The sequence below is a fragment of the Streptomyces sp. NPDC001941 genome (assembly GCF_040296945.1).
In the GTDB taxonomy this organism is placed as follows: domain Bacteria; phylum Actinomycetota; class Actinomycetes; order Streptomycetales; family Streptomycetaceae; genus Streptomyces.
In genome coordinates this window covers 96471-110471 of sequence record NZ_JBEOYE010000022.1, presented here as the reverse complement: position 1 = coordinate 110471, position 14001 = coordinate 96471, and the positions used below count along the sequence as shown (strand labels likewise).

Annotated in this window: 14 protein-coding genes and 1 riboswitch; of the genes, 7 read left to right on the top strand and 7 right to left on the bottom strand. The window is 72.1% G+C overall.

The window, feature by feature from the left end:
• Window positions 1–101: 101 nt before the first annotated feature.
• Window positions 102–761 carry an AAA family ATPase gene (locus tag ABT160_RS17585; RefSeq protein ID WP_502984250.1) on the bottom strand — a complete coding sequence of 220 codons (660 nt, stop codon included), beginning with the start codon at window positions 759–761 and terminating at the stop codon, window positions 102–104.
• A gap of 158 nt (window positions 762–919) precedes the next feature.
• A riboswitch (glycine riboswitch) is annotated at window positions 920–1019 on the top strand.
• Window positions 1020–1166: 147 nt separating this feature from the next.
• Between ABT160_RS17585 and gcvT the strand changes: the two genes are divergently transcribed.
• The 5 genes from gcvT (at window position 1167) to ABT160_RS17560 (ending at window position 6087) form a co-directional block, all read left to right on the top strand.
• Complete coding sequence (gene gcvT / locus ABT160_RS17580; protein WP_351648435.1) at window positions 1167–2282, top strand: glycine cleavage system aminomethyltransferase GcvT; 1116 nt, start codon at window positions 1167–1169, stop codon at window positions 2280–2282.
• A gap of 76 nt (window positions 2283–2358) precedes the next feature.
• Window positions 2359–2736, top strand: coding sequence for a glycine cleavage system protein GcvH (gene gcvH, locus ABT160_RS17575; protein ID WP_351648434.1), 378 nt, complete (start codon window positions 2359–2361; stop codon window positions 2734–2736).
• Between the two features lie 24 nt (window positions 2737–2760).
• Entirely contained in the window at window positions 2761–4020 is a 1260-nt protein-coding gene (gene glyA / locus ABT160_RS17570; protein WP_351648433.1) for a serine hydroxymethyltransferase, read from the top strand.
• 129 nt (window positions 4021–4149) lie between these two features.
• Window positions 4150–5520 (top strand): L-serine ammonia-lyase, encoded by a 1371-nt coding sequence (locus ABT160_RS17565; protein WP_351648431.1) that lies wholly within the window; start codon window positions 4150–4152, stop codon window positions 5518–5520.
• Between the two features lie 177 nt (window positions 5521–5697).
• Window positions 5698–6087, top strand: coding sequence for an STAS domain-containing protein (locus ABT160_RS17560; protein WP_351648430.1), 390 nt, complete (start codon window positions 5698–5700; stop codon window positions 6085–6087).
• A 73-nt stretch (window positions 6088–6160) separates the two neighbouring features.
• Here ABT160_RS17560 and ABT160_RS17555 read toward each other — a convergent pair whose 3' ends face one another.
• Window positions 6161–6382 (bottom strand): EF-hand domain-containing protein, encoded by a 222-nt coding sequence (locus ABT160_RS17555; RefSeq protein WP_351648428.1) that lies wholly within the window; start codon window positions 6380–6382, stop codon window positions 6161–6163.
• Window positions 6383–6646: 264 nt separating this feature from the next.
• Here ABT160_RS17555 and ABT160_RS17550 point away from each other — a divergent pair, with 264 nt between their 5' ends.
• Together ABT160_RS17550 and ABT160_RS17545 are read left to right on the top strand one after the other, a co-directional pair.
• Window positions 6647–7387 carry a tRNA-dependent cyclodipeptide synthase gene (locus ABT160_RS17550; protein WP_351648427.1) on the top strand — a complete coding sequence of 247 codons (741 nt, stop codon included), beginning with the start codon at window positions 6647–6649 and terminating at the stop codon, window positions 7385–7387.
• Window positions 7384–8607, top strand: a complete 1224-nt coding sequence (locus ABT160_RS17545) for a cytochrome P450 (RefSeq protein WP_351648425.1) — start codon at window positions 7384–7386, stop codon at window positions 8605–8607. Before ABT160_RS17550 ends, ABT160_RS17545 begins: the two co-directional genes overlap by 4 nt.
• A 54-nt stretch (window positions 8608–8661) precedes the next feature.
• On the opposite strand, the gene ABT160_RS17540 is transcribed toward ABT160_RS17545, so the two are convergent.
• From ABT160_RS17540 to ABT160_RS17520, 5 genes are all read right to left on the bottom strand, one after another.
• Window positions 8662–9840: a YncE family protein gene (locus ABT160_RS17540; protein ID WP_351648424.1), complete on the bottom strand. Its 1179-nt coding sequence runs from the start codon at window positions 9838–9840 to the stop codon at window positions 8662–8664.
• On the bottom strand, window positions 9840–10619 hold the full coding sequence (locus ABT160_RS17535) for a polysaccharide deacetylase family protein (RefSeq protein ID WP_351648423.1): 780 nt from the start codon (window positions 10617–10619) through the stop codon (window positions 9840–9842). The genes ABT160_RS17540 and ABT160_RS17535 overlap by 1 nt, the downstream gene beginning before the upstream one ends.
• Before the next feature lie 397 nt (window positions 10620–11016).
• Entirely contained in the window at window positions 11017–11625 is a 609-nt protein-coding gene (locus ABT160_RS17530) for an ATP-binding protein (RefSeq protein WP_502984252.1), read from the bottom strand.
• 178 nt (window positions 11626–11803) lie between these two features.
• Entirely contained in the window at window positions 11804–12571 is a 768-nt protein-coding gene (locus ABT160_RS17525; protein WP_351648420.1) for an enoyl-CoA hydratase/isomerase family protein, read from the bottom strand.
• 78 nt (window positions 12572–12649) lie between these two features.
• Window positions 12650–13894: a L,D-transpeptidase gene (locus tag ABT160_RS17520; RefSeq protein ID WP_351648419.1), complete on the bottom strand. Its 1245-nt coding sequence runs from the start codon at window positions 13892–13894 to the stop codon at window positions 12650–12652.
• Window positions 13895–14001 lie beyond the last annotated feature (107 nt).

Sequence of the window (14001 nt, the reverse complement as noted above, 5' to 3'; positions counted from 1 at the left end):
GTTTCGGAGTCCTTCACGTTCTGTCAGCGCGGGGCCGCACCGTCCCCAGGGGAGCGGCCGGGTGGGGCGGGGTTCCGGAGGGGCGGGATGCTGCCGGGGGGCTACGGTCTGAAGGCGATCCTCGTCAGCGCGCCCGCCGACTGCCTGTCCAGGAGGGTCGCCGAGGTGACGCCCCTGGGGAGGGTGCCCGATTCCGCCTCCGTGACCAGGCGGCCGATCGCCCTGCGGTGGCGGGCGAAGGCGTACCCGGAGACGCCCCGGCCGCGTTCGCGCTGGCCCGCGCGGGCGGTGTCGGGGGCGACGTCGAGCAGCAGCAGGTGCAGGGCGCGGCCGCGGCGGGCGGCGGCGCGGGCCAGCCAGCTGCGCACCCAGGTCTGGGTGCCGCAGTCGTGGACGACCACGCTCTCGCCCGAGCGCAGCACCCTGCGCAGGCCCGCGTAGTGGGCCAGCCGGACCAGGGGCCGGTAGAGGGCGTACGGCAGCAGGCGGGGCAGCCGGGCCGCCCAGCGCTCGCGGGCGTCCTGGGAGTCGACGGACCGGCCCCGGGCGGCGCGCCGCATCAGGGTGGACTTGCCGCTGCCGGGCAGCCCGGAGACGACGACCACGTCCCCCTCGGCGAAGGTCAGGGCCCGCGGGGAGCGCCCGCCGCGCCCGCGCAGGTCGCGCAGGACGGCTTCCGGGCGGGCCGCCGTCACCGGGGTGCGCTGCGCGGGCACCCCCGCCGCCATGGTCACGTACGCGCCGAACCGCTGCCTCGCCATCCGCTTCCCCCCTGTCGGGTCCTCTGACCCTTGCCCACGCAGTGTAAAGAGACGGTAATGAGGCACAAGTGATGTGCCGATCAGAACCCGCGTGCAATGATGTGCGCGCGCCTGCGCATCCGTGCGCTCCCCGCGCAGACAACCGCATACAGGCCGTTCGAATCCGCGCGGGAGAGTCCCCCACCGCAGTCACGGCGGGGGCGCCGAAGGAGCAAGTTCCTCCCTTGAATCTCTCAGGCCCCGTACCGCGTGGATGAGGCAGATCTGAAAAGCGAGCCCCGGTTCCGGCCGGCCGGCTCCACCCAAGGTGCAAGCCGCTTTGCGCGCGGCGAACCTCTCAGGTTCCGATGACAGATGGGGAGGACCGTCCTCGCCCGTCATGCCCTGGGACCCTGGAGCCTGTCCATGAGCACTTCCCCCCGCCTGACCGCCCTCGACGCCCTGCACCGCTCGCTGGGCGCGACCATGACCGACTTCGCGGGCTGGGACATGCCGCTGCGCTACGGCAGCGAGCGCGACGAGCACAACGCCGTGCGCACCGCCGCGGGCCTCTTCGACCTGTCGCACATGGGCGAGATCACCGTCACCGGACCGGATGCCGCCGCGCTGCTCGACTTCGCGCTGGTCGGCAACATCGGCTCGGTGGGCGTGGGCCGGGCCCGCTACACGATGATCTGCCAGGAGGACGGCGGCATCCTGGACGACCTGATCGTGTACCGGCTCCAGGAGAGCGAGTACATGGTGGTCGCCAACGCCTCCAACGCGCAGGTCGTGCTGGACGCGCTGGCCGCGCGCGCGGCGGGCTTCGACGCCGAGGTGCGCGACGACCGCGACGCGTACGCGCTGATCGCCGTGCAGGGCCCGGCCTCCCCCGGCATCCTCAAGCAGCTGACCGACGCCGACCTGGACGGCCTGAAGTACTACGCGGGTCTGCCCGGCACCGTGGCGGGCGTGCCGGCGCTGATCGCCCGTACCGGCTACACCGGCGAGGACGGCTTCGAGCTGTTCCTGGCCCCGGAGCACGCCGAGGGCGTGTGGCGGGCGCTGACCGACGCGGGCGCCCCCGAGGGTCTGATCCCGTGCGGCCTGTCCTGCCGCGACACGCTGCGCCTGGAGGCGGGCATGCCGCTGTACGGGCACGAGCTGACGACCGCGCTGACCCCGTTCGACGCGGGGCTCGGCCGGGTCGTGAAGTTCGAGAAGGAGGGCGACTTCGTCGGCCGTGCCGCGCTGTCCGAGGCGGCCGAGCGCGCCGCCGCCAAGGCCCCGCGCAAGCTGGTCGGGCTGGTCGCCGCGGGCCGCCGGGTACCGCGCGCCGGGATGGCGGTCGTGGCGGGCGGCGAGGTCGTCGGCGAGGTCACCTCGGGCGCCCCCTCCCCCACCCTGGGCAAGCCGATCGCCATGGCGTACGTCGACGCCGCGCTGGCCGAGCCGGGCACCGGGGGCGTCGGCGTGGACGTCCGCGGCACGCACGAGCCGTACGAGGTCGTGGCCCTGCCCTTCTACAAGCGCCAGAAGTGACACTGCGTACCGAGCACACCGCGCGCACCCAGCCACCGTTCACCAGCACTGCCCCGCGTACAGGAGAATTCAGGTCATGAGCAACCCCCAGCAGCTGCGCTACAGCAAGGAGCACGAGTGGCTGTCGGACGCCGAGGGCGGCGTCTCGACGGTCGGCATCACGGAGCACGCGGCCAACGCGCTCGGTGACGTCGTCTTCGTCCAGCTCCCCGAGGTCGGCGACACGGTGACCGCGGGCGAGACCTGCGGCGAGCTGGAGTCGACCAAGTCCGTCAGCGACCTGTACTCCCCCGTCTCGGGTGAGGTCACCGAGATCAACCAGGACGTCGTGGACGACCCGGCGCTCGTGAACACCGCCCCGTTCGAGGGCGGCTGGCTGTTCAAGGTGCGCACCGCGGGCGAGCAGGACGACCTGCTCTCCGCGGACGAGTACTCCGCCTTCACCGCCGGCTGACCTACACCCCCGAGGGATCATCCGATGTCGCTTCTGAACACCCCCCTGCACGAGCTCGACCCGGACGTCGCCGCCGCCGTCGACGCCGAGCTGGACCGCCAGCAGTCCACCCTCGAGATGATCGCGTCGGAGAACTTCGCTCCGGTCGCGGTCATGGAGGCCCAGGGCTCGGTCCTGACCAACAAGTACGCCGAGGGCTACCCGGGCCGCCGCTACTACGGCGGCTGCGAGCACGTCGACGTGGTCGAGCAGATCGCGATCGACCGCATCAAGGAGCTGTTCGGCGCCGAGGCCGCCAACGTGCAGCCCCACTCGGGCGCGCAGGCCAACGCGGCCGCGATGTTCGCGCTGCTGAAGCCGGGCGACACGATCATGGGCCTGAACCTGGCCCACGGCGGTCACCTGACCCACGGCATGAAGATCAACTTCTCCGGCAAGCTCTACAACGTGGTGCCCTACCACGTCGGCGAGGACGGCCAGGTCGACATGGCCCAGGTCGAGGCGCTCGCCAAGGAGTCCCGCCCGCAGCTGATCGTGGCCGGCTGGTCCGCCTACCCGCGCCAGCTGGACTTCGCCGCGTTCCGCCGGATCGCGGACGAGGTCGGCGCCTACCTGATGGTCGACATGGCGCACTTCGCCGGTCTGGTCGCCGCGGGCCTGCACCCCAACCCGGTGCCGCACGCCCACGTCGTCACCACCACCACGCACAAGACCCTGGGCGGTCCGCGCGGCGGTGTGATCCTGTCGACGCAGGAGCTGGCCAAGAAGATCAACTCCGCGGTCTTCCCGGGCCAGCAGGGCGGTCCGCTGGAGCACGTGATCGCCGCCAAGGCGGTCTCGTTCAAGGTCGCGGCCTCGCCGGAGTTCAAGGAGCGCCAGGAGCGCACCCTGGAGGGTGCCCGCATCCTCGCCGAGCGGCTGGTCCAGGACGACGCCAAGGCGGTCGGCGTGGACGTGCTCACCGGCGGCACCGACGTGCACCTGGTCCTGGTGGACCTGCGGAACTCGGAGCTGGACGGCCAGCAGGCCGAGGACCGCCTCCACGAGGTCGGCATCACGGTCAACCGGAACGCGGTCCCCAACGACCCGCGCCCCCCGATGGTCACCTCGGGCCTGCGCATCGGCACCCCGGCGCTGGCCACCCGCGGCTTCCGGGCGGAGGACTTCCGCGAGGTCGCGGACGTCATCGCCGAGGCCCTGAAGCCGTCGTACGACGCGGAGGCGCTCAAGGCCCGGGTGACCGCCCTGGCGGCGAAGCACCCGCTGTACGCCGGCCTGAAGTAGTTTCGTACCCTTTGTTTCGTACGGATTTCCGGGGCGCCGCGCACACTGGACAGTGAGCGCGGCGCCCCACCGCCTTCCTGCACCACCCGGCAGACAACGGCGTCTACCAAACCCCCAAGGAGTACTGCTGTGGCCATCTCGGTCTTCGACCTGTTCTCGATCGGCATCGGCCCGTCCAGCTCCCACACGGTCGGCCCGATGCGCGCGGCCCGGATGTTCGCCCGCCGGCTGAAGAACGAGGGGCTGCTGGTGCACACCGCGTCGGTGCGGGCCGAGCTGTTCGGCTCGCTGGGCGCGACCGGGCACGGCCACGGCACCCCCAAGGCGGTGCTGCTCGGCCTGGAGGGCAACTCGCCGCGCACGGTGGACGTGGAGGGCGCCGACGAGCAGGTGGAGCGGATCCGGACGGAGTCCCGGCTGAACCTCCTCGGGGTGCACGAGATCGCCTTCGACTTCGACGCGGACCTGGTGCTGCACCGGCGCAAGGCGCTGCCGTACCACGCCAACGGCATGACGATGGCGGCGTACGACGACGGGGGCGCGCTGCTCCTGGAGAAGACGTACTACTCGGTCGGCGGCGGCTTCGTGGTGGACGAGGACGCGGTCGAGGGCGAGAACCCGATCGTGCCCGACGACACCGTGCTGAAGTACCCCTTCCGCACCGGCGACGAGCTGCTGCGGCTGTCCCGCGAGACCGGCCTGTCCATCTCCGCGATGATGCTGGAGAACGAGAAGGCCTGGCGCACCGAGGACGAGATCCGCACCGGCCTGCTGGAGATCTGGCGCGTGATGCAGGCCTGCGTGGCGCGCGGCATGTCCCGCGAGGGCATCCTGCCGGGCGGCCTGAAGGTCCGCCGCCGGGCGGCCACCACCGCGCGCAAGCTGCGCTCCGAGGGCGACCCGCAGGCGCACGCCATGGAGTGGATCACGCTCTACGCGATGGCGGTGAACGAGGAGAACGCCGCGGGCGGCCGCGTGGTCACCGCCCCGACGAACGGCGCCGCGGGCATCATCCCGGCGGTCCTGCACTACTACGTGAACTTCGTGCCCGGCGCCGACGAGGACGGCGTGGTGCGCTTCCTGCTCGCGGCGGGCGCGGTGGGCATGCTGTTCAAGGAGAACGCCTCGATCTCGGGCGCCGAGGTCGGCTGCCAGGGCGAGGTCGGCTCGGCCTGCTCGATGGCGGCGGGCGCGCTCGCCGAGGTGCTGGGCGGCTCCCCCGAGCAGGTGGAGAACGCCGCGGAGATCGGCATGGAGCACAACCTGGGCCTGACCTGCGACCCGGTCGGCGGCCTGGTGCAGATCCCGTGCATCGAGCGCAACGGCATGGCGGCCGTGAAGGCCGTGACGGCGGCGAAGATGGCGATGCGCGGCGACGGCAGCCACAAGGTCTCCCTGGACAAGGTCATCAAGACCATGAAGGAGACGGGCGCCGACATGAGCGTGAAGTACAAGGAGACCGCGCGCGGCGGGCTCGCGGTGAACATCATCGAGTGCTGAGCGAGCGGGCCCCGGCGCGTCAAGCGATTTCGCGCCAATTCACTCGTACGAGTGCTCTATCGATACGACTAACGTTTCTTCACCCGCACCCTCGCCCACCGGCTGACTACGATCTCCCGCAAGCGCCCTGGCCCCTGGCGCCTCTGGCCGAATCCCACCGGTTCGAGGAGTCGCACCATGGTCGAGGAGCTGGCTTTCGAGCCTTCTGAACTACGTGTCCCGTTCCCCGAGTCGTACGGCCGGCTCTACCGCGCCCAGGGGCGCGCCGTCGCGGAGCTGCGCGGGGAGATCGACATCGAGGCGGCCCTCGTCCTGGGGCCCTGCCTGGACGTGCTCACCCTGGCCGAGGGCCTGGAGCTGGTCGTCGACCTCGGCCGGGTCGACTTCTTCGACTGCTCGGGCCTGACGCTGCTGTGCCGGGCCCGGCGGCGCGTCCTGGACCGGGGCGGGCACCTGCGGGTGGTGTGCGCCCGGCCGTTCTTCCTGCGGGTGCTGCGCACCGCGGGGCTGCTGGGGCAGCTGCCGACCTACCCGACCCTGGAGGCGGCCCTGGACGACGCGTCCTAGCGCGCCCGGACGCGCCCGGATTCGGCGTGACCGGAGGCCCGGCGCCGCGCGGGGCGGCGCCGGGGGCCCGTCGTCAGCCCTGCTGCCTGGCGAGGAAGCCCCAGAACTCCTCGAAGGAGAGCTCGTGGTCGCCGTTGGCGTCGCGCTGGTTGATGAAGGCCTGGGCCACGTCCTCGGTGACGTTGAAGTCGCCCATCTGCGCCATCGCGCTCTTGAACTCGGCTGCCGTGATGAGGCCGTTGCCGTCGGCGTCGAAGCGCTCGAAGGCCGTACGCGCCGAAGTCTCGTCCACCATGGGACCCACCCCTTGTGTGCTTGCTGCGTTGTTGACGGTGGTCAGATTAGCTGCCGTACGGACGCCGTCCGTCCCGGCCCCCACGCCGCCCCCGCACCACTTCCACAGGGCGGAAGCCGAGTTTCGGACGGGCCGGGCCGCCTTCCGGCCATACCCGCCGGTCACCTCCGTGACGCTCCGCCCACCGGCGCTAACTTCATGCCGTCGCCGCCACACCAGGAGCGCAGGGCTCCCAGGGACATGCGGCGCAAAGGTGATTCCTCAGTGACTCCTTCTCCCGGTTCTCCCGGATCCGCCACCTCCCCCGGCACCGTCACCTCCTCGGGCACCTTCATCGTCGAACCCTTCACCCGCGCGTGCCGGATCGTCCGCGAGGACGCCGACCACGTCCTGATCGGCGTCTCCCCCGGCAACAGCTACTTCAACGCGCGCCGCGTGGAGGAGCTGGCCCGCTGGGCCGCCGCGCGCTTCACCGCCGTCGACTTCGTCTACGCCGACCTGCACGTGGCGGCCCTCTTCGAGGCGCTCGGGCACCCTCCCGAGCACGCCGCGCGGCGCGCCGCCAAGGAGCTCAAGGCGGTACGCCGCCGGGTGCTGGGCGGCGTGGAGGCGGCGGGCCCGCCCGGCGCGCGCGTCCGGGTGCACGCCCTGTCCGACTTCGCCGACCACCCCGTCTACCGGCTGCTGCACCGCCGGGTGCGGCACTTCCTGGAGACCGACGACGAGTTCCGCAAGGGCTGCGACGCGATGGTGGAGCACTTCCTGGCCGGGAAGGCCGGGCCCGGGGGCGTGACCGGGGCCCAGCGCGCCGCCTGCCTGGACTACGTGGCGGCGGAGCTGCCGTTCTTCCTGGACACCCCGGGCATCCTCGGGGTGCCGTCCTCACTGGCCTGCTACCACCGGCCGATCCCGCTGACCGAGCTGCTGTACGCCAAGGGCGGCGGCCTGCGCGCCGCGCGCAACCAGGCGTACGCGCTGGTCCGGCCCGCGGAGGCCGCCGCGTGAGCGCGCGGACGCACGAGGGCGCGGGCACGGTGACCGGAGCGGGCCCGTACGCCGTGGACTTCCCGCTGTCCCGGCGCGGCGACGTGCTGCCCGAGGAGTGCGCGGTGCTGCGCGAGAAGGCCCCGGTGGCCCGGGTGCGCACGCTCACCGGCGACGACGCCTGGCTGGTGAGCACCCACGCGCTGGCCGAACGGGTGCTCAAGGACGAGCGGTTCAGCCTCAAGGACACCGCCGCGCCGGGCGTCCCGCGGCAGTACGCGCTGAACATCCCGCCCGAGGTCGTCGACAACATGGGGACCATCAACAGCGCCGGGCTGCGCGGCGCCGTGATGAAGGCCCTCAGCCCCCGCCAGGAGGGCCTGGCCGACTGGCTGCGCACGGCGGCCGACGAGCTGGTCGACGACCTCCTCGCGCAGGGCCCGCCCGCCGACCTGCGGGCGGACTTCGCCGACCCGTTCTCGGCGGCGCTGCACTGCCGGGTGCTCGGGCTGCCGTACGCCGACCGGCGGCGGCTGATGGCGGGCCTGGACGTGGCCTTCATGACCAGCCCGGAGCCCTTCGAGGGGGCGGGGCTCAACTGGTACAAGGACGTCGGCTACATGGTCGACCGGCTGAACGGGCCGTCCCCGACCGGGCTGCTGGGGGCGCTGGCGGCGCTGCGCGGGGACCCGGAGTCGGCGCACCTGAGCGACGAGGCGCTGGCGACGGTGGCCGTCTCGCTGTTCGGCGCGGGCGCGGTGTCCACCTCGGCGTTCCTGGTCCTCGCGGTGCTCGCGCTGCTCCAGCACCCGGAGCTGATCGGGTACCTGAGGGAGCGTCCGGAGCGCATCGGCCGTGCGGTGGACGAGCTGCTGCGCTGGAACCTGTCGATCGGCGACGCGCTGCCCCGGATCGCCCTGGCCGACGTGCGCCTCGGCGAGGTCACGGTGCGCCGGGGCGAGCTGGTGCTGGTCCTGGTGGAGGCGGCCAACTTCGACCCGGCGGTCTTCGCCGACCCCGGCCGCCTGGACCTGGACCGGGCGGACAACCCGCACCTGTCGTTCGGCGCCGGGCGCCACCACTGCCCGGCCACCGGCCTCGGCCGGCTGCACGCCGAGACGGCGCTGGCGGTGCTGGTGGAGCGGCTGCCGGGGATGCGCCTCGCGGTGCCGCCGGAGCAGCTGGTGTGGCGCACCGGCTTCATCAAGCGCCTCCCGGAGCGGCTGCCGGTGCTCTGGTAGCGGTGCGGGGGCCCGGGGCGGCGCGCCCCGGGCCCCCGCATCCGGCAGCGGGTCCTAGCGGAAGATGCCCGTGTGACCGAGCGAGTAGCGGCCGGGCTGCGGGTAGACCGCGAGGCCGTGCGGGCCGTTGCCGACGGGGATGCGGGCCAGCTGCTTGCCGGTGGTGGTGTCGATCGCGTACACCTCGGAGTCGTACCGCCCGGACAGCCACAGCACCTTGCCGTCGGCCGAGACGCCGCCCATGTCGGGCGAGCCACCGTCCGGCAGCCACCACTTCTTGGTCAGCTTGTTCTTCGGGAAGTCGAAGACGGAGACGGACCCCTCGCCGCGGTTGGAGACGTACATCTCCTTGGAGTCGCGGCTGACGTAGAGGCCGTGGCAGCCCTTGCCGGTGGGCAGCAGCCGGGGCGTGGTGAACTTCTCGCCGTCCAGCACCCACATGCCGTGCGCCATCATGTCGGCGATGTAGAAGGTCTTGCCGTCCGGGGAGATCTTCACGTCCTGCGGCATCGCGCCCTTGAAGGGCAGCTTCTGCTGCCCGACGACCTTCATCTTCTCGGTGTCGACCTTCAGCAGTTCGCCGGAGAACTCGCAGGAGACGATGAAGTAGCGGCCGTCCATCGACCAGTCGGCGTGGTTGACGCCGTAGCAGGACACCGGCTCGGTCTTGACCCGGTTCATGGTGCGCGGGTCGCGGAAGACCAGCTCGCGGTCCATGGAGGCCATCACCACGGCGTACTTGCCGTTGGGCGTGAAGTAGAGGTTGTACGGGTCGTGGACCTCGACCGGCTTGCCCGCGACCCCGGTGGTGGGGTCGATCGGGGTGAGCGTGTGGCCGCGGTTGTTGTTGACCCACAGCGTCTTCATGTCCCAGGACGGCACCACGTGCTGCGGCTGGGTGCCGACCTGGATCGTCTCGATCACCTTGTACGTGGCGGGGTCGATCACCGAGACGGTGTCGGAGCCGGTGTTGGGCACGTAGACCCGCGGCAGGAAGGTCTTGGCCACCGCCGACAGGGCGTTGGGCCGGTCCGCGGCGTAGACGTCCTTCGGGTCGAGGACCGGCGGCATCCCGGGCAGCCCGGGTGCGGCGGCCGGCTTGGGCACGGCCGGGGGCGCGGCGGCCTTGGTGCCGCGGGCCTCGGTGGTGCCCCCGCCGGTCCCGCAGCCCGCGAGGAGCACGAGGGCGGCGCCGGCGAGGAGGGCGGTGGTGCGCTTGGTCAGGTGCGGCATCAGCTCAGCAGCTCCGTGGTGGTGACCGCGCGCAGGCCGCGGCGGTCGAGTTCGTCGAGCAGGGCGGGCAGCGCGGCGACGGTGTCGGCGTAGCCGAAGTGCAGGCTCACGACCGAGCCGCCGCGGATCCGGTCGGTGACGGTGCGGGTGACGGCGGCGGCGCCGGGCGAGGTGAAGTCGAGCGAGTCGACGTCGTAGGACAGGACGTGCGGGTAGCCGGCCCGCCGGGCGAGCCGGGCCACCTGCTCGGTGGCCAGCTCGGCGCGGGAGGGGCGGAACCAGCTTCCGATGGATCCGGTGAGCCGGCGCAGCCGCTGGGCGCAGCCGTCGATCTCGGCGTACGCCTCGGCCTCGGACATCGCGTTGACGTCGCGGTGGCTGAGGGTGTGGTTGCCCAGGTCGTGGCCGCCGTCGAGGACCAGGCGGGCCAGCTCGGGGTGCTCGTCCAGCCAGCGGCCGACGGCGAGGACGGTGATCCGGGCGCCGGCCCTGGCGGCCTCGGCGAGCAGGGCGCGGGCGGTGGCCGGGTCGCCCTGGCCGTGGAAGGTGAGGGCGACCCGGGGGCGGTCGCGCGGGCCGTGCCGGATCTGCTGCGGCTGTCCGGGGTAGCGGCGGGGGGCGGGGGCGGCGCGGGGTCTCACCGGGGCGGCGGGGGCCGGGGGGCGGGCCGGTGCGGCGGGGGCGTCCGGCTCCCGCCCGGCGCAGCCCGTGGCCAGGGTGGCGGCGAGGGCGGCCCCCGCTCCCGTACGCAGTGCGACGCGGCGGTCGATCTGAGTCACTCGACCATTTAAGGGGGGCACGACACGGAAGGTAATGATTGACCCAATTCGGGACCTTTGCGGGTCGCGCCCAGAACAGCGTCCACATGATGAGACGGGTCAGTGAATCTCTCGATTAACCCCATACTTATTCACTATTTACCAGGCCAGTGGCCCATGTCACCTAAGATTCACATCTAAAGTGTAAGGGTATGTCCTGGTTTGAACCGATAGGGACTTTTGGCGGAGAGGCCGCCCGTCTGCCATAGTCGGGAACACGACCTCCCATTGACCCGAGCAGGTCGACCACAGCGGCCGTGGGCAACACCCCCTCCGTCCACGGCGCACCGCACAGAAGCCCCCGCAAGGGGGCTTCTGTGGTTCCACGGCCGGTTCGCCGGCGGTCCAGCGGTCCGGCTCAGCGGTCCGAGACCCGCATCTCGAACCAGGTGTTCTTGCCGCGCGGCAGCAGGTCCACGCCCCAGCGGTCGGAGAGCTTGTCGACCAGGAACAGCCCGCGCCCGCTGACGTCCAGCTCGTGCACCGGCATCAGGCAGGGGAGCCCGCGCGAGGGGTCGCGCACCTCGATCCTGATCCAGCCCCGCCGGCGCATCATCCGCAGCCCGAAGACCCGCGCCCCGGTGTGCCGCACCGCGTTGCCCACCAGCTCCGAGACCAGCAGCACCGCATGCTCGGCGATCTGCGGGGACAGCGACCACTGGCGCAGCACCACGCACTGGGTCAGCCGCCGGGCCGTGGCGGCCGACTCCGGCCGCGACGGCAGCCGCACCTCGTCGTCCGCCGGGCTGCCGAACAGCTCCAGGGACTTCAGCGCCTGCTCGTCCTCGACGGCCGGCGTCCACCGCGCGGCGGTCGCGCCGGCGCGCTGCCGCGGTTGCTCCACACCCTCCAGGCCCGCCATGCCCCCATCATGGCCGCACCCGGGGCCGCACGGGGCCGTTCCCGGCGAATCCGCGGGGCGCAAGACCGTGGCCCAACAGGGCCGTACGGCATATGCCGTTGGCAGCAGGATCCCGGATACGGCCCCTCTGAGCTGCGATGACGCCCCGTGCACGGGTGATCGCCGGGCGCGCACGGGGCACTCGCGCTTAAGGCTGCCTTAAGCCCTGCCTAACCCGGTCACATGGTTGACACACCGTTCGGTACGCCAACCCCCGCCCCGGTCAAGGCACTTGCGGTACGGATCAGACGAACTTGGCCTTGCCCGGGCCCTCTTCGACGAAGCTGCGCATGCCGCGCTCGCGGTCCTCGGTGGCGAACAGGCCCGCGAACCAGTTGCGCTCGATGGTCAGACCGGTGTCGATGTCCGTCTCCAGGCCGGCGTCCACCGCCTCCTTGGCCGCCCGCAGCGCCAGCGCCGGGCCCTGGGCCAGCTTCGCGGCCCAGGCGTGCGCCTGCGCGTACACCTCCTCCGCCGGGACCACCCGGTCGACCAGGCCGAGTGAAAGGGCCTCGGGCGCCTTCACATGGCGGCCGGTGAAGATGAGGTCCTTGGCCCGGGACGGGCCGATCAGCCGGGACAGCCGCTGGGTGCCGCCCGCGCCGGGGATCAGGCCGAGCAGGATCTCGGGCTGGCCGAGCCGGGCGTTGTCCGCAGCGATGCGGAAGTCGGCGCACAGGGCCAGCTCGCAGCCGCCGCCCAGGGCGAAGCCGGTGACCGCCGCGACGACGGGCTTGGGGATGCGGGCGACCGCGGTGAAGGCGTCCTGCAGGCCCTTGGAGCGCAGCACCATCGCCGCGTGGTCCATGGCCCGCATCTCCTTGATGTCCGCGCCGGCCGCGAACAGCTTCTCGCCGCCGTACAGGATCACGGCGCGCACGTCGGCGCGCGCCGACGCCTCCTCGGCGAGCTCGCGCAGCCGGTCCTGGGAGGCGATGTCCAGGGCGTTCATCGGGGGGCGGTCGATGCGGATCGTGCCGACGCCTTCGGCGACTTCGAGAGAGAGGGTCATGCGCAGCAGGTTAGCCGCCGTTAACGCGCGCGGGCCCGGTGCTGTTGCTCACAGCACCGGGCCCGGGGGCGGCGAAGGCTACTTGATCCACTCCGACCAGGGCATGTTCCAGCCGTTGAGGCCGTTGTCCGGGGCGATCTGCTTGTCCTTCGAGTTCTTCACGACCACCACGTCGCCGATGATCGAGCTGTCGTAGAACCAGGCCGCCGGGGTGTCCGGGTCGCCCGCCCCGCGGGCGTCGCGCAGGCCCACGCAGCCGTGGCTGACGTTGGAGTTGCCGAAGGTGTCCGAGGAGGCCCAGTAGTTGCCGTGCACGAAGGTGCCGGAGGTGGACAGGCGCATCGCGTGCGGCACGTCCTTGATGTCGTACTCGCCGCCGAAGCCCACGGTGGCGCCGTTCATCCGGGTCACCTCGTACTTCTCGGAGATGACCATCTGGCCGTTGTACGTGGTGGTGGACGGGGCGCCCGCGGTGATCGGGACGTCGCGGACCTTCCGCCCGTCGCGCACGACCCGCATCGTGTGGGCCTTGGCGTCGACCGTGGTGACCTGGGAGCGGCCGATGGTGAAGGAGAACGACTTGTTCTGCTTGCCGTAGACGCCCGGGCGGCCCTGCACGCCGTCCAGGTTGAGCGTCACGGTGACCTTGGTGCCCTTGGCCCAGTACTGCTCCGGGCGGAAGTCCAGGCGGTCGTTGCCGAACCAGTGGCCCTCGATCGGCACCGACGGCACGGCGGTTACCTTGATGGCGCCCTCCACCGCGGCCGGGTCGGTGATGCCCCGGGTGAAGTTGATCGAGACCGGCATGCCCACGCCGACGGTGGAGCCGTCCTCGGGCGTGTAGTGGCCCACGAAGGTGTTCTGCGGCACCAGCGTGGTGAAGGTGGTGTCCTTGGCCGACTCGCGCCCGTCCGCGTCCTTGGCGATCGCGTGGACCTTGTACTTGGTGGCGGCGGCCAGGTGCCGCACCGGCTCCCAGCTGGCCCCGCCCGCTGCGATCTTCCCCTCGACCGGGTTGCCCTTGGAGTCGGCGACCGACACCGTCGTCAGGGTGCCCTTGTCCGCGGTGATCCGCAGCGCCCCGCTGGTGGCGACCGAGTCGGCGCCGTCCTTGGGCGCGATCGTCACGACCGCCTGCGAGGCCTTGTTCTCGACCGAGCCGCTGCCGCCGTCCTTGCCGGCCGCGCCGCCCCCGTCACCGCCCGAGCCTCCGCACGCGGTCACCAGCACGAGCAGCGCCCCCAGCGCCAGCGCCCGCAGACCCTTCGTACCGCGCCCGGTCCCCGTCCCAACCGACGCCCCCGATATCGGCTGACCGTCCACGTCGTTCTCTCCCCTCGCACGGCCTGGCACCGCCACGCCCGCACCCCCGCGCGCTTGCCTCGCGCGCACGGCGATAGATAACCACACCGCAGGTCACGTACGTTCCC